We start from the raw sequence: 19,131 nt of genomic DNA on the forward strand, positions 1-19,131 counted from the left end.
CTAGAGGGAGTATGCCCCGGACCGGATCAGGGGCACACGGAGTTCCTCGTCTGTCAGCGATCCGTGCTGGCCGACCATCGATCGGGCTGATTGATTGGGTTCGCGGGAGTCGTAGTACGCGATCTGCTTGCGCGCAGCGACGATGACGTCGCCGATGCGCGGCAGGACCTCGGGGGCGACCGTGCCGAACAGATCTGCTGCGACCGCCTCTGTGCGGGTGAACACCCAGGCGCGGTGGCCCTCGATCTCGCGCCACGCGGCCGCAAGATCGTCAGCGGAGTTGGGCTCGAGGTCTGGTTCGAGGTAGAGATGCAGGCACCGGGGGTCCCCGCCGATGTGGCGGACTCCGCCGACGAGCGCCGACACAGTGTCGAAGAGCACGTGTTTCGCGGCCGGAACGTCGATGATGCCGTGGTCGGCCGTGAGAAGCAGCCCCTCATCGGCCTTCAGCCCGCCGGCGAAGCGGCCAGCCACGCCGTCGAGATTCTCCAGAGCGGCCAACCAGCGGTCGGACTCCCATCCGTGCGCGTGCGCCGCCACATCCAACTCGGGAACATAGAGGTAGACGAGGGCGCGCGGCTCGGTGTCCAAAAGGTGTCTTGCAGCGGCGAACCGGTCCGAGACGCTCTCGGCGGACACGTAGCGCGCACCGCGGAGAGCCGCCTGGGTGAATCCGGAGGTGGCGTAGCGGCGAGGGCCGATCGCGAAACCGGGGACGCCGGCATCCGCGGCCCGCTCGAAGACGGTTCGCGAGCGCTGCCAGGTTTCCGGTCGCATGTCGGTATCCCAGCCGGTCAGTTGATTGACCACACGGTCCCGGTCGACGTCGCGGACCCGGTAGCCGACCAGGCCATGCTCGCCCGGTGCGACGCCTGTGGTGAGGGTCGTGATTCCAGCGGCCGTGGTGGACGGGAAGACGCCGTCGACGACGCTGGCCTTGGTCAGCAACGAATTCAAGAACCTGGCGTGGCCGGCCCGAGCACGGAGCGAGCTGACGCCGAGGCCGTCGGCCAGCACGATGACCGACTTGTTCGCCGGGCCGAGACCCAGGGTGTTCGAGAGCCCCTGGATCGACGAGAGTGAACTTGCGAGGACATCGGCAAGGCGCAGGGTGCTGAATTGGCGGGCCGGTAGCATGGAGGGCATCGGGCCAAGTCTGACATAGACCCGGCCGGATCGATCCAGCGCCTACCCGACAGCGCGCGTCCCATAACGCACGCCTCAGCAGAATCCACGAATGAGCCGTTCAGACAGCACCCCGCCCGCCACGTTCACCGAACGCATCGAAGACGTCGATGTCTCCACAGAGATGCAGGGCTCGTTCCTCGAGTATGCCTACTCGGTCATCTACTCCCGGGCGCTTCCGGACGCCCGCGACGGCCTCAAGCCTGTGCAGCGACGCATCCTTTACCAAATGAGCGAGATGGGGCTGCGCCCCGATCGCGGCCACGTGAAGTCGGCCCGGGTGGTGGGCGAGGTCATGGGCAAGTTACATCCCCATGGCGACACGGCGATCTACGACGCGCTCGTACGCATGGCCCAGGCGTTCACGTTGCGGGTTCCCCTCATCGACGGTCACGGCAACTTCGGCTCGCTCGACGACGGGCCAGCCGCCCCGCGGTACACCGAGGCTCGGCTGGCCGCACCGGCTCTCGCCATGACGGAGAATCTCGACGAGGACGTTGTCGATTTCGTTCCCAACTACGACAACCAGCTCACCCAGCCGGATGTTCTCCCGGCGGCGTACCCGAATCTGCTGGTTAACGGCGCGAGCGGCATCGCGGTGGGAATGGCCACGAATATGGCCCCGCACAACCTGATCGAGGTCGTCGGCGCTGCGCGGCATCTGCTAGCCCACCCCACTGCCACCTTGGACGACCTGATGGAGTTCGTCCCCGGCCCCGACCTGCCCACCGGTGGAACGATTGTGGGGCTGGCGGGGATCAAGGATGCGTACGCGACCGGCCGAGGGGGGTTCAAGACCAGGGCCCGCGTATCCGTTGAGGCGATCACCGCCCGCAAGGCGGGCCTCGTCGTCACCGAACTCCCTTACCTCGTCGGACCAGAGCGTGTCATCGAGAAGATCAAGGACGGCGTCACTTCGAAGAAGCTGAGTGGCATCTCAGACGTCACCGACCTGACCGACCGCACCAAGGGTCTTCGTCTCGTCATCGGCATTAAGACGGGCTTCAGCCCGGAGGCCGTTCTGGAACAGCTCTATCGCTACACGCCGCTCGAAGACTCCTTCAACATCAATGCCGTCGCACTCGTCGACGGCGGACCGCAGACCCTGGGCCTGCGGGAACTGCTCCTCGTCTACATCGGGCACAGAATCGAGGTCGTGACCCGGCGATCGGCTTACCGGCTCGCCCGCCGGAAGGAACGCCTGCACCTGGTCGAAGGGCTGCTGGTGGCAATCGTCGACATCGATGAGGTGATCCAGGTCATCCGTGCCAGCGACGACAGCGAACAGGCGCGGACCAGACTGATCGACGTCTTCGACCTCAGCCAGATCCAGGCCGAGTACATCCTCGAACTCAGACTGCGGCGCCTGACCCGCTTCTCGCGGATCGAACTCGAAACGGAACGCGACCAGTTGATGGCTGAGATCGCCGCCCTAGAGAAGCTTCTCGGCAGCAAAGCAGCCATCCGTACCCTGGTGTCAGACGAGCTCGCGTCGACAGCTGAGCGATTCGGAACACCGCGGCGCACGCTGCTGACCGAGGCCAAGCCGAGCATCGCGGGTGCAAACAGCGCCGCCGCCAAGCGCAAGGCCGCCATCCTCGAGGTGACGGACACTCCCACCAGGGTCTACCTCAGCACGACCGGCAGAATTGCGCGGGTTGACCTCCCGGCTGACAGTGAGGATCTGCCCGAGAGGATCACGCCAGCGCAGCGACGCAGCAAGCATGACGCCGTGCTATCCGTTCTGGACACCACTAGCCGCACCGAGATCGGTGCCGTCACCAGCCTGGGCCGGATCATCCGTTTCTCCCCCGTAGACCTTCCCGTAATGCCGCCGACGTCCATCCAACTCGCAGCAGGCGTCGGCGTCGGCGACTATCTGTCGCTCCCCAACAAGGCGGAGAAGATACTCGCGTTGATCGCTTTCGACTCCGAGCGGTCAATCGTCCTCGGAACCCGGCAAGGCATTGTTAAACGGGTGACCGCGGGCGACTGGGCCAACAAACCCGACTTTGAAATCATCGGACTGAAGCCCAAAGACGTGGTCGTGGGTGCAGCGCAGGGTTCGGAAAGCGATGAGCTCGTCTTCATCGCCTCGGATTCTCAGCTGCTGCGTTTCCCCGCCGGTTCCGTGCGCCCCCAGGGCCGTACGGCCGGCGGAATGGCAGGTATCAAACTGGCTCCCGACGCCCATGTGGTCTATTTCACCAGTGTGCCCTCGTCCAGCGAGGCGACCCTGGTTGTGACCACGGTCGCCACGGGCAGCCACACCCTGCCCGGCACAGACCCCGGCAGCGCCAAGGTCTCCGATTTCACCGAATACCCGGCTAAGGGGCGAGGAACCGGCGGGGTGCGCTCCCAAAGGTTCCTGAAGGGCGAAGACATGGTCTCCATCGCCTGGGTGGGTCCGCTGCCCGCCCGCGCGGTCGGCGTGGACGGGACGCCGCGTTCGCTGCCCGAATCCGGCTCCCGGCGAGACGCCTCCGGGGCCATGCTCGACTCGGTGATCGGCACCATCGGATCCCCGATCGGCTGACACTGAGCCAGGCAGACTCGTGGGCTAGGGTGGCCGAATGACACACCTCGCAGATTCGGTAATTCTCGTGCTCGGTGCCTCCGGCGGACTCGGACGAGAGATCGCCCGGCTCCTGGCGGGCGACGGCGCCCTGCTCATCCTCAGCGGTCGCAGCCAGGAAAAACTCGACGGGCTATCGGTCCCTGGAACGGCTATTGCCGCCGATCTGACGGACCCTGCGGCCATCACGGCCCTCATCGCCGAGGCGATCAGAGTGCACGGACGTCTCGACGGTATCGTCAACGCCTCGGGCGTCGTCGCCTTCGGACCTGCACTCGAGGTGACCGACGAAACCCTGAGCGAATTGTTCAACCTGAACGCTCTCGCCCCCATCCGCCTGCTCCGGGCTGCCCGGGCTGCCCTGACCGAGTCGGCGGAACAGGGCCGCGAGCCCTTCGTACTCACCTTCAGCGGCGTCGTCAGCGAAAGCCCCACCGCCAACCTTGCTGCCTACTCCGCGTCGAAGGCCGCCGTCGCCGCATTCGGTCAGGCCGCAGGCCGGGAACTTCGCCGGAGCGGCATCCGCCTTCTCGATGCACGGCCAGGCCACACCGAGACGGACCTCTCGACGCACCCGATCGCGGGCACGGCACCACGCCTGCCAGCTGGGCATCGACCGGTCGCCGTGGCCGAGCGCGTCGTCGCCGCTATCGTCGACGGCGAACGCGACCTGCCGAGCACGTCATTTCAGGCCTAGACGCCTGAGTCCGAACGTCAAACGTCGATACGGTCGCGGCTGAGCTTGTCCGAACTCTCAATAATGAACTCCTTGCGTGGTGCAACGTCGTTGCCCATCAAAAGCTCGAAAACATTGCCCGCCATCTCGGCGTCGGCAACCCTGACTCGGCGGAGCGTGCGATGCGCGCGCTCCATGGTCGTCGTCGCAAGCTGATCGGCGTCCATCTCACCGAGACCCTTGTAACGCTGAATCGGATCCTGATAGCGCTTGCCGCTCTTCTTGAGGCCGGCCAGCACAGCCTGCAGCTCCTGCTCGGTATACGTGTAGATGGTTTCGTTGGGCTTGGTGCCGGGATTCATCACCACGACCCGGTGGAGCGGGGGCACCGCCGCGAAAACACGTCCCTCGGTGATCATCGGACGCATGTAGCGGAAAAAGAGCGTGAGCAGCAGCGTGCGGATGTGCGCGCCGTCGACATCCGCATCGCTCATGATAATGACTTTTCCATAACGCGCGGCGGACAGGTCGAAGCTTCGACCTGAGCCGGCCCCGATCACCTGGATGATCGATGCGCACTCCACGTTCGACAACATGTCGGCCACGGAGGCCTTCTGCACGTTTAAGATCTTGCCCCGAATGGGGAGGAGGGCCTGATGCTCGCTGTCGCGGGCGAGCTTCGCCGTTCCCAGCGCAGAGTCGCCCTCGACGATGAACAACTCGCTGGTCGAGACGTCGTTGCTGCGGCAATCAACCAGTTTGGCCGGCAGCGATGAGCTTTCGAGGGCATTCTTGCGCCGCTGAGTCTCCTTGTGTGCCCGCGCCGAAATGCGAGACTTCATCTCGGCGACAATCTTGTCGAGCACCACCGCTGACTGCGCTTTGTCATCCCGTTTCGTCGAAACGAAGCGCTCGTTCATGGCCTGGGCCACGACATTCGCGACAATCGCGCGGACGGCGGGGGTGCCAAGGACCTCCTTGGTCTGGCCCTCGAACTGCGGCTCGGGCAGGCGAACGGTCAGGACGGCGGTGAGGCCTGCCATTACGTCGTCCTTATCAAGCTTGTCCGACCCCATTTTGAGGCGGCGGGCGTTCAACTCGACCTGTCCGCGCAGAAACTTGAGCAGGCCGGCGTCAAAGCCGGCCTGGTGCGTTCCACCCTTGGGAGTCGCGATGATGTTCACGAAACTTTTGATGACGGTGTCATAGCCGGTGCCCCAGCGGAGGGCGATGTCCACGATGCAATCGCGAACCAGCTCGGTGGGAACCATGGCCCCCGTGTCGGTGAGGACCGGCACGGTCTCCGAGAAGGTTCCGCTCCCGGTGAGGCGCCACGTGTCGGTGATCGGGGTGTCGGTCGCGAGATGGTCGACGAATTCCGAGATCCCGCCCTCGAAGTTGAAAGACTCCAGGACATGGACGTCTGTGCGCCGGTCGGAAATCTCGATGGTCAGACCGGGCACGAGGAATGCCGTCTGGCGCGCCCGCCCGAGCAGTTCCTCGGTTTGAAAGGCCGCCCCCTTAGTGAAAATCTGCCGGTCCGCCCAGTACCGCACTCGGGTTCCCGTCACACCGCGCTTCACCTTGCCGACGACCCGCAGTTCGCTCCGCTTCTCGAACGGAGTAAACGGTGCATCGGGGCTCTTCTCCCCCGCGTCCGCAAAAATACCCGGTTCCCCGCGGTGGAACGACATGGCCCACGTCTTGCCATCGCGATCGACTTCAACGTCGAGTCGTTCAGAAAGTGCGTTGACCACGGAGGCACCCACACCGTGCAGGCCACCGGATGCTGCGTAGGACCCGCTGCCGAACTTGCCGCCGGCGTGCAGTTTCGTGAAGACGACCTCAACGCCGGTCAGACCGGTCTTCGGCTCGATGTCCACGGGAACACCCCGCGCCGTATCCCGCACTTCGACACTTTCGTCCGGGTGCAGGACAATGTCGATGCTGTTCCCGAAGCCGCTTAGGGCTTCGTCGACCGAATTGTCGATGATCTCCCACAGGCAGTGCATGAGGCCGCGTGAATCGGTGGAACCGATGTACATGCCCGGACGTTTGCGAACCGCTTCCAGGCCCTCGAGGACTGAAAGATGGCGGGCAGAATAATCAGAAGAACTCACAACGATTAAGAATACCGATCGTCGAGCGTCGCCCTCTCACCGACACCCGATCGATGAGCGCTACGCGGTGAGCGAAATAGCGTGAAACCGACTCGATAACGACGGCAAGCCGTGTTTACATTGAGTCCAGGTTAAATTGGTATCACTTGGTATCAGTCTGGAGGAGGAAACCATGTCCCAGATCGCAACCGAAAATGGTGCCATCGACCAAGAGAAGGCACCCCACCAGCTCACTGCAGCAGACCGCTGTGACGCTTGTGGAGCTCAGGCCTACATTCGTGTAGTCGTAAACAACAGCGAGTTGCTGTTCTGCGCACACCACGGCCGCAAGCACCAAGAAAAGCTTGCCGCCATCGCCGAAAGCTGGCACGACGAGTCAAGCCGCCTCCTCGAGGATCAGCGCTCCTGATCGAAGCTCGTCGAGGATGAGGGTGTAGGGCAGCTCCTGCTGCCCTACACCCTCTAGTGCGTTACTCTGCCGAAAGACCCAGCCGTACCGCAACCTGATTGCGTGCGGCTTGTGCGATGTCATCTGCGGCTTGCGTACGAACTCCGGGTGCATACATCTGTCCCGTTCGGACGAGAGCAGAACGCAGAAGATGGTCCGCCAGGCCGGGATTCCGGGCCAGTACCGGCCCGTGCAGATGCGTACCGATGAGGGTGCCCATCACAAGGCCCTCTGTCCCGGCCCCGTTTCCGGTCCCGGTCCGCACCTGACCGAGCGGCGACGCCTCAGCCCCCACATAGTTGCGGGCGTGGTTTTCAAAGCCAACGAGACGCCCGTGGCGTGAGTCGACCACGATGTCGTCCGTGGCTCGCTCCGGCATCGGAGTGGCGCGGCCTGCCACGACGCCGAGCCCCTCGATCGCGGTGCCGTCAGCGAGCTCGATTCCCCAGCTCAGCAGTTCCCAGCCGGTGCCGACAGCCAGAATGGGAACACCGGCAGTCGTCCACTCTCGAAGATTAGTTGTCATCGGCGCGAGGATGTCCCGCGCAGAGATCAGATCGGAGTCTGAGCCAGACCCGATCACGACGGCGTCCACGTACTCAGGTAGATCTGTTGCCGATCGAACGTCGATCACTTCGGCTTCGATGCCCGCCCACCTGGATCGCTGGGCCAGAACCCGGGCGTTGGCGGCGTCCCCGTTGGTGCCCAGGAGCTCCGGCAGCAGCGAGACGATGGTGAGCGGACGTGTCATTCCTAAGCCTCACTGTTCGTGACGAGACCCAGATGTGCGCGGGTGCGCCGCATCGAATCCGCGGAAAAGATGATCGTCTTCATCCCGATCAGCGGTTCTGGAAGGGCCAGGAAATCATCCAGAGCCCGGCCCAAATCCAGTTCTATGCGGTCGACGACGACATCGTCGTAGGCCAGCTGCAGCGCAATGTCGTGTCCTTTAGACCCGGAGGCGATCCGGACCCGGGAGAGCCCGGAGGTGATGACAGGCCAGAAGTAGGAGGGGTCACGTACATCGGACCCGATCGCGACCAGGATCTGCTCAGTGCCTGATTCGAGACTGTCGACATTCAACTGAAAACTGGCCGGATTCTGTACGAGAACGAACTCGACCTGCTGACCGCGCACGGTGACGATCTCACCGCGACCGAAAACCGGCGGGATCGCCGAGATGGCGTCGATGGCCCGAATAGGGTCGAAGCGGTCTCCCAGGGCAGCCTGCACGGTGCAGAGGGCAGTCAACGCGTCTACGGCGTAGTGCGTGCCGCGTGCCGGCAACCCGAGTGGGAATTCCCGACCTGAAATACTGACCGTGGCCCGACGGCCCTGTGCCTGGGTTAGGAGCATGCCCTCCCCCGCGTCCAGACGATCTTCCGTCGTGGCGCTGTAGCCCAGACCCCTGGGGTTGGCCGCGAGCACCTCGGCGGAGACGCCGTAGCGTGCCACGGTGGCAGACCCGTCAAGGTGGTCCGCGAGATTGGCCAGATACTGGTCATCCGCGTTAATGACCACGGTTCCGGTGGCGCGGGCCGCGATCTTGGCCAGCATGGCCGCGACCATGTCCGAGTCATGGAAACGATCGATCTGGTCGACCATCACGTTGGTGAGAGTGACGACCCGCGGTGTCAGCGAACCGGAAATGAGGGCTCCATGGCCCTCGTCCATTTCAAGCACGGCGATGTCCCCGGCGATACGTCCGCTCAGGCTGACCTGTTCGAGCAGTGCTGACGTCAGTCCCTGACTGATGTTGGCCGTGGACTGGTTGGTGAAGACGGCCGTCCCGTGCGCACGCAGAGCCGCGACCAGCATTTTCGTGGTGGTCGATTTACCGCTTGATCCGGTGACGATGATCAGACCGTCGGGAAAGCTGTTCAGGGTACGTGGAAGGAAGCCGGGGGCGACCTTGTTGACGACGAGTCCCGGAACAGCGGATCCGCCGCCGGGCTTCCGCCATCGGGCCAGTACACGAACGACCCGTCCGAGGAGAATTGCTGGCGCGTAGCGCAAACCGCTCTCTATTCGAGGTAGTCGCGTAGGGACTGCGACCGCGAGGGGTGACGCAGTTTGGCCATGGTCTTGGACTCGATCTGACGGATGCGCTCACGCGTCACCCCGAACGTGTCACCGATCTGGTCAAGGGTCTTCGGCATGCCATCGCCCAAGCCGAAGCGCATACGAATGACACCGGCTTCACGCTCGGACAGCGAGTCGAGCAGACTCTCCAGCTGCTTCTGCAGCATGGTGAATCCGACGGCATCCGCGGGGACGACGGCTTCTGTGTCCTCGATCAAGTCGCCGAACTCGCTGTCGCCATCCTCGCCGAGCGGGGTGTGCAGGGAGATTGGTTCGCGGCCGTACTTCTGGACCTCGACAACTTTTTCCGGTGTCATGTCCAGTTCCCGGCTCAGCTCTTCAGGCGTGGGCTCCCGACCGAGGTCCTGAAGCATCTGCCGCTGCACTCGGGCGAGCTTGTTGATGACCTCGACCATATGCACCGGAATGCGGATCGTTCGAGCCTGGTCGGCCATGGCTCGGGTGATCGCCTGGCGGATCCACCAGGTGGCATAGGTCGAGAACTTGAACCCCTTGGTGTAGTCGAACTTCTCAACGGCACGGATGAGGCCCAGGTTGCCTTCCTGGATCAGGTCGAGGAACTGCATTCCACGGCCCGTGTAACGTTTGGCGAGCGAGACGACCAGGCGTAGGTTCGCACCCAGGAGATGGCTCTTCGCACGGGCGCCGTCCTTGGCGACCCACATGAGTTCGCGGCCGAGGGCGCTCTTCTTCTCGGCGTCGGTCATCAGCGACATCTTGTCTTCAGCGAAGAGACCGGCTTCGATTCGCATCGCCAGTTCGACCTCCTCGGCGGCGTTCAGCAGGGCAACCTTGCCGATCTGCTTCAGGTAGTCCTTGACCGGGTCAGCCGTCGCACCCGTGATCGCGCTGGAGTAGACCGGGACCTCGTCGTCATCGTCGACCAGGGACAAAACCAGTGCCCCGCTCGGGAGAGCCTCGGCGGATGCTGCACGCTTCTTCTTTGCCTCGTCGGAGTCGTCGTCGGCATCCGTGTCATCGCCGTGGGCGGCCTCATCATGATCGTCCGACGCCGGCTTGGCCTTCGTCTTGGTGCTAGCGGCACGCTTGCGGGGCGCCGGCTTCTCGTCACCGTTCGCTGCCGCGGCGGCTGCAGCAGCAGCCTTGGCCAAAGCGGCCTTCGTCGGCTTCTTCGCGGCGGCGGCCTTAGGCGGCGCCACAATGGCCTCAGGAACGCTTGCGGGGTTCACGGTGGGCTCTTCGGTCTGCTCGATTTTTGTGCGGGTTGCCATTCGAACACCTCTCATGCCGGGGCGTAAACGCCGGCGGCGCTGCCAGGCGGGTCCCGACCGAATGGGTCTGGCGGGAACTGTGCCTGGGCAGTGTGGATTTTGGGCAGTACTAGGACCCATGTCAAGTCCCGGGCTTCTTGCCCCGGCACTATGGCCGGTGCTCCCAGGACCAGAACGGGCCCTATTGACAATTATTGCATGCTTTGTGTATGAGACAAGCCAGGCGGATGACTATTCCGGTCTCTGACGTCGGCGCCAGGCGCGCGCCACGGCCACCCAGAGTGGAGCGACCTCGACTCCCTCATCACGGGAGAGCTTAACGCGGGTGCGCATTCTGGCGCGCAGGAGGAAGAGCACCCCGATGCCCACCACCACGAACTGAACGGAAAAGGCGACCCGGAAGGAGTCCAACGAGTACAGGTCGGTTGCCGCTCCGCCAGCGACTCTCCATTGGTCCTGCAGGTCGAGCAGCAGCCCGATGAGGTAGACCATCACGAAGCTGGCGGTGAAACCGCCGACGTTCACGACTCCGTTCGCAGACCCGTGATTGCGTTGGGGATTGAAGGTACGTGCGAAATCAAAGCCGATGAGTGAGCCAGGGCCGCCAATTCCGAGAGCTATCAGCAGCAGGACGATGAGCCAGAACGGCGGCTCCCCTGGCCACAGCAGGACTGCTGCCCAGGCGACACCCATCAGGGTGACCACACCGAGCACGATATTGCTGCGGCGCAACGGATAGCGGGCCGTCAGAATGCCGAGAAGCGGCCCGCAGACCATACCCGCGCCCACCAGGACCATGAGCATTGCCGCAGCCAGCGAGGGATTGTAGCCGAGCCCGTAAACCATGAAAGGGAAACCCCAGAGCAGAGTGAACACCGTTCCGGAGGACTGGGTGACGTAGTGCGACCAGAATCCGAGTTGGGTGCCCGGGCGCTTGAAGCTGTGCTTGAGCTGCACGAGGGCAGCCCGCCAACTGCTGGGCCTGTTTTCAACGGATGCTCGGTCAGGCTGGTCCCGCACGACCACGATCACGACGACGAGGGCGACCATGGCGACGGAGGCGGCCGAGAGGAAGGTGGGCGTCCAGCCCCAGGTATGCAGCACCCAGGCTAAAGGCACGGCCGACAGGACCTGGCCGAGTTGACCGATGTTGCCCAGCCACTGCGAGAGCTGCGGAACGATCCGCCCCGTGAACCAGGATGCGATCAGCCGGATCATGGAGATGAACAGTGCTGCGTCCCCGGCACCGACAAGGATTCGCCCGATCACGGCGATGGTCATGCTGGGCGCGAACGCCAGGGTGACCTGGCCGATGACCATGAGGGCTGTACCCGTGATGACCAGCACGCGGGCCCCGTAGCGGTCGATCAGAACGCCCACAGGTATCTGGGCTGCGGCGTAGACCGCGAGCTGGACCACCGCAAGGCTGGACAGCAGTGATGCGGACCCACCGAACCGCTCGGTGGCGGCGACGCCGGCGATGCCGAGTGAGGAGCGCTGCAGCACAGCGGAGAGGTATGCGAACGACCCGATGTAAAAGATCAACCAGGACTGGCGCGAGTTCATTGATTAAACGTACTCGCATGCCCAGACACCGGAACGCAGGCGGCGAGCCCGGTGCCTGATCAGGCCGGCGAGCCGTCTTCTCTACTGCGTCGGGCGGCCAGGAAATTCTCCAGCTCGGCGGCGATCTCATCGGCACTGGGCAGTTCGCCCGCCTCATCCGTCAAGGGAGAGCGAAGCGTGCTGCCTTCCATATAGGTGTCGTAACGCTCCTCGAGCGTGGCGACCAGCTTGGCCAGCTCGGGATTGTCGTGCACCTGTTCGTCGATTCGGGCGACGAACTCACGATTCTGTTCCCGCACACGATCGGTGGGGAAGATCAACCCTGTGGAGGCGCTCGTGCTGTCCAGGGCCGCCAGAGCAGCCAAGGGGAACTCCGTATCCGCCAGATAGTGCGGGATGAGCAGCACGAAACCCGCAACCGAGGCTCCACTCTCCTGCAGCCGGAATTCAAGCAGGTGGAGGGCGTTCGCGGGCACTTGCGTGTGGGGACGCCATACGGACATGGTCTCGATCAGATCGGATCGGGTACCGCTGACGGTGACCCCGATGGGGCGCGTATGCGGGACGGGCATCGGAATCGCGTGCACCCACGTGGTCGAGGCCACCTTGAAGCGGCGCTCGAGCTGCTGCACCGCCGCGGTGAACTGCTCCCAGCGGAAGTCCGGCTCGTAGCCGGCCAGCAGCAGGAAGGGCTGGCCGATCTCGTCCGTGGCCAGGTACAGTCGCAGCGCCGGAGGCTGAAAGTCGGTGAGATGGTCCTGGTCGAAATATATGATCGGCCGTCGCGCCCGATAGTCGAGCAGCACGTCAGCGTCGAAGGTCGCGACGACGTTGTGCTCGAGAGTGGCGAGGAGATACTCGGTGAACTGGGATACTGCGCCGCCGGCATCCGCGAACCCGGTCAAACCCGCGACAAGGTGAAGCCCTTCCGGGACGCTCACGACGTCCGTACTCAGCTCATAGATGTCTCCAGGATCACGCATGTTTTAACTGTAAGCGCCAATTTCGGAGGTGAGCGGGAATCGGCGGCCACGACGTGATGCCCAGAGCGAACAGGCCCGGCGCGTACGATCAATGGATGACCGCACCTCGCCTGACCATATCCGCAGGACCCGCTTTGGCATCGGAGGCGGACGTACTCATTGTCGGCGCGCTCCAGTCCGGCGACTCCGCCTCGCTATTCGCCGACCGGGCCTTCGCCGGTCTCGCGGATCAGCTCGCACCGCTGGGCATCACCGGCAGACGCGACCAGGTCGTGCGCCTCTCCGCTTCGATTGGCGACGCTCGGAGTATCGCCGTCGTCGGAATCGGCACGGAAGCAACCATCGACACCTTGCGCCAAGCGGCGGGTTCCGCGGTCCGCCAGCTCACCGGGGTCACCTCGGTGGCCTTTGCCTTCCCGACTATGTCGGATGCCGAAGTCGAGGCAGTACTGGAGGGTGCGGCCCTCGGCGCGTACTCCTACACGGCATACCGTCAGAGCTCCCTTGCCGCGACCAAGCTGCCGGCCACAGAGATCACGGTTCACGCAGCCGATGAGCCGGCCGGTGCCGTCGAACGCGTCTCCGTCATTGCCGAGGCGGTCAGGTTGGTCAAGGACCTGGTCAACATGCCCCCATCCGATCTCTATCCCGACTCGCTGGCCCGCCAGGCCGTCGACGCAGCGGCCGGTCTCCCCGTCGACGTGCGAGTGTGGGACGAAGAACAGCTCGCTGTCGACGGCTTCGGCGGAATCGCGGGCGTCGGCCAGGGATCGACCAGGCCTCCTCGTCTGGTCAAGGTCAGCTACGCGCCAGAGGGGGCGACACCGCACCTCGCTCTGGTCGGCAAGGGCATCACCTTCGACACCGGCGGACTCTCCCTCAAGCCGCCAGCATCCATGGTCGGTATGAAGTACGACATGACAGGGGCAGCCACCGTGCTGGCCGTGACTCTGGCGGCGGCCCGCCTGAAATTGAACGTGCGCATCACCGCCTGGCTGTGCATCGCGGAGAACATGCCGTCCGGCTCGGCCATCCGGCCGAACGATGTGTTGCGGATCCGCGGAGGCCGAACGGTGGAGGTGCTGAACACGGATGCCGAGGGTCGCCTGGTCCTGGCAGATGGGCTCGTCGCCGCCGGCGAAGAGGGCCCGGATGCGATCGTCGACGTCGCCACGTTGACGGGAGCCGCTCTCGTCGCCCTCGGCACCCGTTACTACGCAGCCATGGGTGAGGACGCACTTGTCGCCCGGGTGCTCACGGCAGGCAAGGCGGTCGGCGAACTCGTGTGGCCCATGCCGCTCCCCGAGGAACTCCGTCCCCTGCTCAACTCGGACGTGGCCGACATCGCCAACGCCAAAATCGGCAGTGCCCATGGAGGCATGCTCCTCGCCGGTGTCTTCCTTCAGGAGTTCATCGGCACGCGCGGCGACGGAGACGCCGCCGAGACGATCCCGTGGGCACACCTGGACATCGCCGGCCCGGCGCACAACACGGGTAGCGCCTGGGGCTTCACGAATACTGGACCGACCGGAATCTCGGTTCGGACGCTGTTGCGACTGGCCGAGGATTTTTCGCGCTCGTAGTACAGTCGAGTGGGCGAGAAAGCTTGCCCGCTCTTCGCCTGCCCGGATGCGTCTTCTCGCTCCGGGCGGTCCGGGTAGTAATGCATAAGGGAGTATCTGGGTGTCGGAACAGAATTTTGACCTTGTCGTTCTCGGCGGCGGAAGCGGCGGCTACGCGGCCGCGTTGCGTGCCGTTCAGCTCGGCCTCACCGTTGGCCTGATCGAGAAGGGAAAGCTCGGCGGCACCTGCTTGCACCTTGGCTGCATCCCGACCAAGGCGCTCCTGCATTCCGCCGAGGTTGCCGACGTCAGTCGCGAAGCCGCGAAGTACGGTGTGAGGACTCAGTTCGACGGCATCGACATGCCGGCCGTCAACGCGTTCCGCAAGGGCATCGTGGCGTCGAAGTTCAAGGGACTGCAGGGCCTGATCAAATCACGAGGCATCACCGTGATCGAGGGCGAAGGTCGCCTCGTCGCCCCGAACACCGTGCAGGTCGGCGCTGACACCATCGTGGGCAAGAACGTCGTGCTCGCGACCGGGTCATACTCACGCTCACTGCCAGGGCTCGCCATCGGCGGCCGGGTTATGACCAGCGAGCACGCCCTCGAACTCGAGTTCGTTCCCCAGAAGGTCGCCATCCTTGGTGGCGGCGTGATCGGCGTTGAGTTCGCCAGCGTGTGGAAGTCCTTCGGAGCGGACGTCACGGTAATCGAGGCCCTGCCCCACCTCGTCCCCAACGAGGAAGAGTCCATCTCCAAGCAGTTGGAGCGAGCGTTCCGCAAGCGCGGCATCGAGTACTCGCTCGGCGTCCGGTTCCAGAGCGTCACCCAGCATGAGAACGGCGTCGTCATCACCCTGGAGAATGGCACGGTCATCGAGGCCGAGATCCTGCTCGTCGCCGTCGGCCGTGGCCCCTCGACCGCCGGCCTTGGCTTCGAAGAGGTCGGTGTCGCCATGGACCGCGGGTTCGTCCTGACCGACGAGCGCCTCGCGACGAACATCCCCGGCGTCTTCGCTGTGGGCGACATCGTCCCTGGCCTGCAGCTCGCCCATCGTGGATTCCAGCAGGGCATTTTTGTCGCCGAGGAGATCGCGGGCCTGAACCCGATCGTCGTTGATGATCTCAACATCCCCAAGGTGACCTATTGCGACCCCGAGATCGCGTCCGTGGGCTATTCGGAGGCCAAGGCCGCCGAGAAGTTCGGCGCCGACCAGATCTCGACCTTCGAGTACAACCTCGGTGGAAACGGTAAAAGCTCCATCCTCGGAACGAGTGGTTCGATCAAGCTCGTCCGGGTGAAAGACGGCCCCATCCTCGGTGTGCACATGATCGGGGCCCGAGTCGGTGAGCTGATCGGCGAGGGCCAGCTCGTTGTGAACTGGGAGGCCTACCCTGAGGATATCGCCCCGTTCCTGCACGCCCACCCCACCCAGAACGAGGCACTCGGCGAAGCATTCCTTGCCCTGGCCGGCAAGCCCCTGCACGCCTAGCCGTCGGATTCAGACATCCAGACATCCAGACATTCAGACATTCAGAACACTAAACACAGACAAATGGCTTTGAAGGAGACAATCGCATGAGCGAATCCGTTAACCTCCCGGCACTCGGCGAGAGTGTCACAGAGGGTACGGTCACACGCTGGCTGAAGAACGTGGGAGACCGCGTCGAAGTCGACGAGCCGCTGCTGGAAGTATCGACCGACAAGGTGGACACAGAAATCCCGTCTCCCATTGCCGGTGTGATCGAGGCGATCCTGGTTCAGGAAGACGAGACCGTCGAGGTCGGCACCCCTTTGGTCACCATCGGTGACGGTTCCGCCGCCGCCGCGCCAGCCGCGACACCCGTTGAGGCCCCGGCGCCGGTTGCGGCCCCGGCGCAGGTCGAGGCTCCGGCCCCGGTCGAGGCCTCCGCCCCTGTGGCAGCACCGGCTGCAACACCAGCTGCGGTACCCGCACCGGTCGCCCCTCCGGTGGTAGCGCCGGCGCCGGTCTTCGCGCCGACACCCGTCGTTCAAACGCCCGTCGCGGCCCCGGTTGCTCCGGAGCCCGTGGCAGAGTCCGAGGCGCGTGGATCGCACGCCGGCACCTCCGGCTATGTCACTCCCATCGTGCGCAAGCTCGCGAATGAGGCCGGCGTCGACCTGTCCCGCGTTGTAGGGACCGGCGTTGGCGGACGCATTCGCAAGGAAGACATCGTGCTCGCCCAGTCTGCCGCTCCGGCCGGCGCGGCAGCGGCATCAGCACCGGCTGTCGAGGTTTCGGCTCTGCGCGGGACCACGCAGCCCATGTCGCGCCTTCGCAAGGTTGTCGCCGAGCGCGCCGTCATCTCGATGCAGTCGTCGGCGCAGCTGACGACCGTCGTTGAGGTCGACGTCACCCGGGTCGCGATCCTGCGCGACAAGGTGAAAGCCGACTTCCAGGCCAAGACCGGCAACAAACTGTCCTTCCTGCCGTTCTTTGCGTTGGCCGCTGCCGAGGCGCTCCAGGCCAACCCGATCATCAACGCCACCATCGACGGTGACACGATCGTGTACCCGAGCCAGGAGAACATCAGCATCGCGGTCGACACCGAGCGCGGCCTGTTGACCCCCGTGGTGCGCAACGCGGGCGACCTCGATCTGGCCGGCTTCGCCGCCCAGATCGCCGACCTCGCCCAGCGCACCCGCGACAACAAGCTCAAGCCAGACGAGCTATCCGGTGGCACATTCACGCTCACCAACACCGGTTCGCGCGGCGCACTCTTCGACACCCCGGTCGTTTTCCTGCCGCAGAGCGCCATCCTCGGCACCGGTGTCGTCTACAAAAAGCCGATCGTCGTCAGCCAGGGTGGACTCGATGCGATCGCAATCCGCTCGACCGTGTTCCTGGCTCTGTCCTACGACCACCGCATCATCGACGGCGCGGATGCGTCACGTTTCCTCGTCACGATGAAGCAGCGTCTCGAGGCTGGTGATTTCGAGGCGAACCTCGGCATGTAGTCGCCGACGACCCGATTCCGCACACCGTAAGCGAATCGCGCGTCCCGACTAGTAGTCAAAAATCGCTCTGATCCGCCAGCCGGCCTCGCCCTTGACTACAAGGATCGAGGCCGGCTGGCGTTTCGGGTCAGGTGCCTGCAATGAGACCAGGGCGGCATCGCCTGCGCGTTCCACCAGTGCAACCGTCCACGTTTCGAGAGGATCCCGGTCGGGCGCCTCTCCGCCCTGCTGAATCATGCGCAGAGCGTACGTGTCTTCCGTCAGCGCAGCCGATTGGGCCTGATGCACGCCGTCGAGGCAGATCACTGAGGCTTCGTGCAAGCACTGAGACCGGCGTTCCAACAGGGCCGGGACTGCCAGCACAGGGTCGTCGTCCGATACCGCCTCATCGGTCAGGTCCGCCGGTGTGGCGTGCGCGCTCGAAGCGGATATCGACGGTGTCTGAGCCTTAGGTGCGTTCATGGATTTGGGAGTTCCGAAGGCGATGAAGGCCAGTCCGGCTGCTGCGACCGCAACGGCGACCGCAACGGCGACCGCGAGGAAGAGCGGGCCGCGGCGGGCAAAGCGCCCGGCGCTGATCGTCCTGCTGAGAGGCTCGGGCATTTTCAGATTCCGCAGCCGGACTGCGACGGCCCTGCCATGACTGGAGAGCGCGTACAGAGCTCGTTCGAAGCCTGATTGGCGCTCTCTCCCGCCCGCCGACGCGGTGGGCGGCTGCCCTGTGTGCGCATCCGGGAGTGCCCGTCGCAGCAGCTGACCCGACACTTCCGGCTGAGTAGCGCCGGCCCGTGCACGGCCCCGGTTCGGCCGCACCGGGACTGCCTCGGCCCAGGCAAAGAGCAGGTGCTCGAGCTCGTCGACGGTGCTGGCTCGTTCGCGTAGGCCGAGTGGAGCGCACCACCGGCTCAGAGCCTGGCGTGCGTCCCCGGCCGCGTCTCCGGGATGCACGTGATCCAGAACGGCGCACACCAGCAGGCCGACCTGAGCCCTCACCGAGCCGAGCGCATCCATGCGTCGCGGGCCGGGGCCGGGCAGGTCTCTGAGCGCACCGAGCCCGGTCACCACAGGCCGACCGGTGGAATCGAAGAGCACCGACGACAGGTTCAGGCCGGTGTGGACGAGCCCAATCCGGTGCAGCTGGGCCAGGGCGGCCACGACCGGAGCCAGGATCGTGACCGCTTCCCCCGGCCGGACCCATCGTTGTTGCTCCAGATGGCGGCTGAGTGACCCACCCGTGACATGTTCGAGAACCAGAACGGTGCGGCCGTCCGGAAGGGTGCCCAGGTCGAGAAGCGTGGCCAACTGACCGGAGCCCAACATCGTCAATGCGCGGACCTCCCGTTCGACGCCCGACTGCTCCGCTGCCGAGCGAAATACCTTCAGAATCACCGGAACACCTCGATCATTCGGTTCCGGCACAGCACCTCCGGCCGCCGTCACCGTCGGCCGGACCGGCGCAACGCCCACATACACATCGGAACGCTCGCTGGACGCCACGCGTCGCACCACTCGGTATCCGGCAATCAAGGCCAGGGTGACGTCAGGTTCCAGGGGCAGAGGCGGACCGGCGGGGCCACGTGTGAATCGCGCGAGAGGTCTCATGCAGGAATACTGGACGGTTCGAATTGCCTCCGGGCTGCACCGGGTTCCGTTCGGGGACACCCCGTCAACGACCACCATGGGGAGGACGGCCCGGGGATTA

General features: G+C 64.6%; 14 protein-coding genes. 6 read left to right on the forward strand and 8 right to left on the reverse strand.

Annotation, left to right across the window (positions count from 1 at the left end):
* A complete protein-coding gene (locus tag E3O65_RS11065) occupies nucleotides 1-1,146 on the reverse strand; it encodes an alkaline phosphatase family protein (RefSeq protein WP_134363769.1) in 1,146 nt (381 codons plus the stop codon).
* A 91-nt stretch (nucleotides 1,147-1,237) separates the two neighbouring features.
* On the opposite strand from E3O65_RS11065, the gene E3O65_RS11070 reads away from it, so the two are divergent.
* Together E3O65_RS11070 and E3O65_RS11075 are read left to right on the forward strand one after the other, a co-directional pair.
* Nucleotides 1,238-3,721, forward strand: a complete 2,484-nt coding sequence (locus tag E3O65_RS11070; protein WP_134363770.1) for a DNA gyrase/topoisomerase IV subunit A — start codon at nucleotides 1,238-1,240, stop codon at nucleotides 3,719-3,721.
* A 37-nt stretch (nucleotides 3,722-3,758) separates the two neighbouring features.
* Complete coding sequence (locus E3O65_RS11075) at nucleotides 3,759-4,457, forward strand: SDR family NAD(P)-dependent oxidoreductase (protein ID WP_134363771.1); 699 nt, start codon at nucleotides 3,759-3,761, stop codon at nucleotides 4,455-4,457.
* Nucleotides 4,458-4,474: 17 nt separating this feature from the next.
* Here the strand turns inward: E3O65_RS11075 and E3O65_RS11080 are convergent, their stop codons facing one another.
* Nucleotides 4,475-6,556, reverse strand: a complete 2,082-nt coding sequence (locus E3O65_RS11080; protein ID WP_134363772.1) for a DNA gyrase/topoisomerase IV subunit B — start codon at nucleotides 6,554-6,556, stop codon at nucleotides 4,475-4,477.
* A 172-nt stretch (nucleotides 6,557-6,728) separates the two neighbouring features.
* Here E3O65_RS11080 and E3O65_RS11085 point away from each other — a divergent pair, with 172 nt between their 5' ends.
* The gene (locus tag E3O65_RS11085) at nucleotides 6,729-6,965 is read left to right on the forward strand and encodes a DUF7455 domain-containing protein (protein WP_134363773.1); all 237 of its coding nucleotides are present in this window, start codon (nucleotides 6,729-6,731) and stop codon (nucleotides 6,963-6,965) included.
* A 61-nt stretch (nucleotides 6,966-7,026) separates the two neighbouring features.
* On the opposite strand, the gene E3O65_RS11090 is transcribed toward E3O65_RS11085, so the two are convergent.
* The 5 genes from E3O65_RS11090 to E3O65_RS11110 all read right to left on the reverse strand — a co-directional run bounded on the left by E3O65_RS11090 (nucleotide 7,027) and on the right by E3O65_RS11110 (nucleotide 12,888).
* Nucleotides 7,027-7,755 (reverse strand): type 1 glutamine amidotransferase, encoded by a 729-nt coding sequence (locus tag E3O65_RS11090; protein WP_134363774.1) that lies wholly within the window; start codon nucleotides 7,753-7,755, stop codon nucleotides 7,027-7,029.
* A gap of 2 nt (nucleotides 7,756-7,757) precedes the next feature.
* Entirely contained in the window at nucleotides 7,758-9,020 is a 1,263-nt protein-coding gene (locus E3O65_RS11095; protein ID WP_134363775.1) for a Mur ligase family protein, read from the reverse strand.
* 8 nt (nucleotides 9,021-9,028) lie between these two features.
* On the reverse strand, nucleotides 9,029-10,339 hold the full coding sequence (locus E3O65_RS11100; protein WP_241985588.1) for an RNA polymerase sigma factor: 1,311 nt from the start codon (nucleotides 10,337-10,339) through the stop codon (nucleotides 9,029-9,031).
* A 231-nt stretch (nucleotides 10,340-10,570) separates the two neighbouring features.
* On the reverse strand, nucleotides 10,571-11,905 hold the full coding sequence (locus E3O65_RS11105; RefSeq protein WP_134363776.1) for an MFS transporter: 1,335 nt from the start codon (nucleotides 11,903-11,905) through the stop codon (nucleotides 10,571-10,573).
* Nucleotides 11,906-11,964: 59 nt separating this feature from the next.
* Nucleotides 11,965-12,888, reverse strand: a complete 924-nt coding sequence (locus E3O65_RS11110; RefSeq protein ID WP_134363777.1) for a proteasome assembly chaperone family protein — start codon at nucleotides 12,886-12,888, stop codon at nucleotides 11,965-11,967.
* Nucleotides 12,889-12,983: 95 nt separating this feature from the next.
* On the opposite strand from E3O65_RS11110, the gene E3O65_RS11115 reads away from it, so the two are divergent.
* The 3 genes from E3O65_RS11115 to E3O65_RS11125 all read left to right on the forward strand — a co-directional run bounded on the left by E3O65_RS11115 (nucleotide 12,984) and on the right by E3O65_RS11125 (nucleotide 17,429).
* On the forward strand, nucleotides 12,984-14,471 hold the full coding sequence (locus E3O65_RS11115) for a leucyl aminopeptidase (protein ID WP_134363778.1): 1,488 nt from the start codon (nucleotides 12,984-12,986) through the stop codon (nucleotides 14,469-14,471).
* 100 nt (nucleotides 14,472-14,571) lie between these two features.
* Nucleotides 14,572-15,942 (forward strand): dihydrolipoyl dehydrogenase, encoded by a 1,371-nt coding sequence (lpdA, locus tag E3O65_RS11120; RefSeq protein ID WP_134363779.1) that lies wholly within the window; start codon nucleotides 14,572-14,574, stop codon nucleotides 15,940-15,942.
* Between the two features lie 86 nt (nucleotides 15,943-16,028).
* Nucleotides 16,029-17,429, forward strand: a complete 1,401-nt coding sequence (locus E3O65_RS11125; RefSeq protein WP_134363780.1) for a 2-oxo acid dehydrogenase subunit E2 — start codon at nucleotides 16,029-16,031, stop codon at nucleotides 17,427-17,429.
* A 48-nt stretch (nucleotides 17,430-17,477) separates the two neighbouring features.
* Here E3O65_RS11125 and E3O65_RS11130 read toward each other — a convergent pair whose 3' ends face one another.
* Complete coding sequence (locus tag E3O65_RS11130) at nucleotides 17,478-19,109, reverse strand: protein kinase domain-containing protein (RefSeq protein WP_134363781.1); 1,632 nt, start codon at nucleotides 19,107-19,109, stop codon at nucleotides 17,478-17,480.
* Nucleotides 19,110-19,131: the final 22 nt, after the last annotated feature.

Origin of the sequence: Cryobacterium breve (genome assembly GCF_004402375.1) — a bacterium.
Taxonomy (GTDB): domain Bacteria; phylum Actinomycetota; class Actinomycetes; order Actinomycetales; family Microbacteriaceae; genus Cryobacterium; species Cryobacterium breve.

Coding starts and splice junctions, on each gene's coding strand:
- E3O65_RS11090 (WP_134363774.1), bottom strand. CDS start 7,755: ATGACACGTCCGCTCACCATCGTCTCGCTGCTGCCGGAGCTCCTGGGC.
- E3O65_RS11130 (WP_134363781.1), bottom strand. CDS start 19,109: ATGGTGGTCGTTGACGGGGTGTCCCCGAACGGAACCCGGTGCAGCCCG.
- E3O65_RS11115 (WP_134363778.1), top strand. CDS start 12,984: ATGACCGCACCTCGCCTGACCATATCCGCAGGACCCGCTTTGGCATCG.
- E3O65_RS11110 (WP_134363777.1), bottom strand. CDS start 12,888: ATGCGTGATCCTGGAGACATCTATGAGCTGAGTACGGACGTCGTGAGC.
- E3O65_RS11070 (WP_134363770.1), top strand. CDS start 1,238: ATGAGCCGTTCAGACAGCACCCCGCCCGCCACGTTCACCGAACGCATC.
- E3O65_RS11125 (WP_134363780.1), top strand. CDS start 16,029: ATGAGCGAATCCGTTAACCTCCCGGCACTCGGCGAGAGTGTCACAGAG.
- E3O65_RS11100 (WP_241985588.1), bottom strand. CDS start 10,339: ATGGCAACCCGCACAAAAATCGAGCAGACCGAAGAGCCCACCGTGAAC.
- E3O65_RS11065 (WP_134363769.1), bottom strand. CDS start 1,146: ATGCCCTCCATGCTACCGGCCCGCCAATTCAGCACCCTGCGCCTTGCC.
- E3O65_RS11075 (WP_134363771.1), top strand. CDS start 3,759: ATGACACACCTCGCAGATTCGGTAATTCTCGTGCTCGGTGCCTCCGGC.
- E3O65_RS11105 (WP_134363776.1), bottom strand. CDS start 11,905: ATGAACTCGCGCCAGTCCTGGTTGATCTTTTACATCGGGTCGTTCGCA.
- E3O65_RS11085 (WP_134363773.1), top strand. CDS start 6,729: ATGTCCCAGATCGCAACCGAAAATGGTGCCATCGACCAAGAGAAGGCA.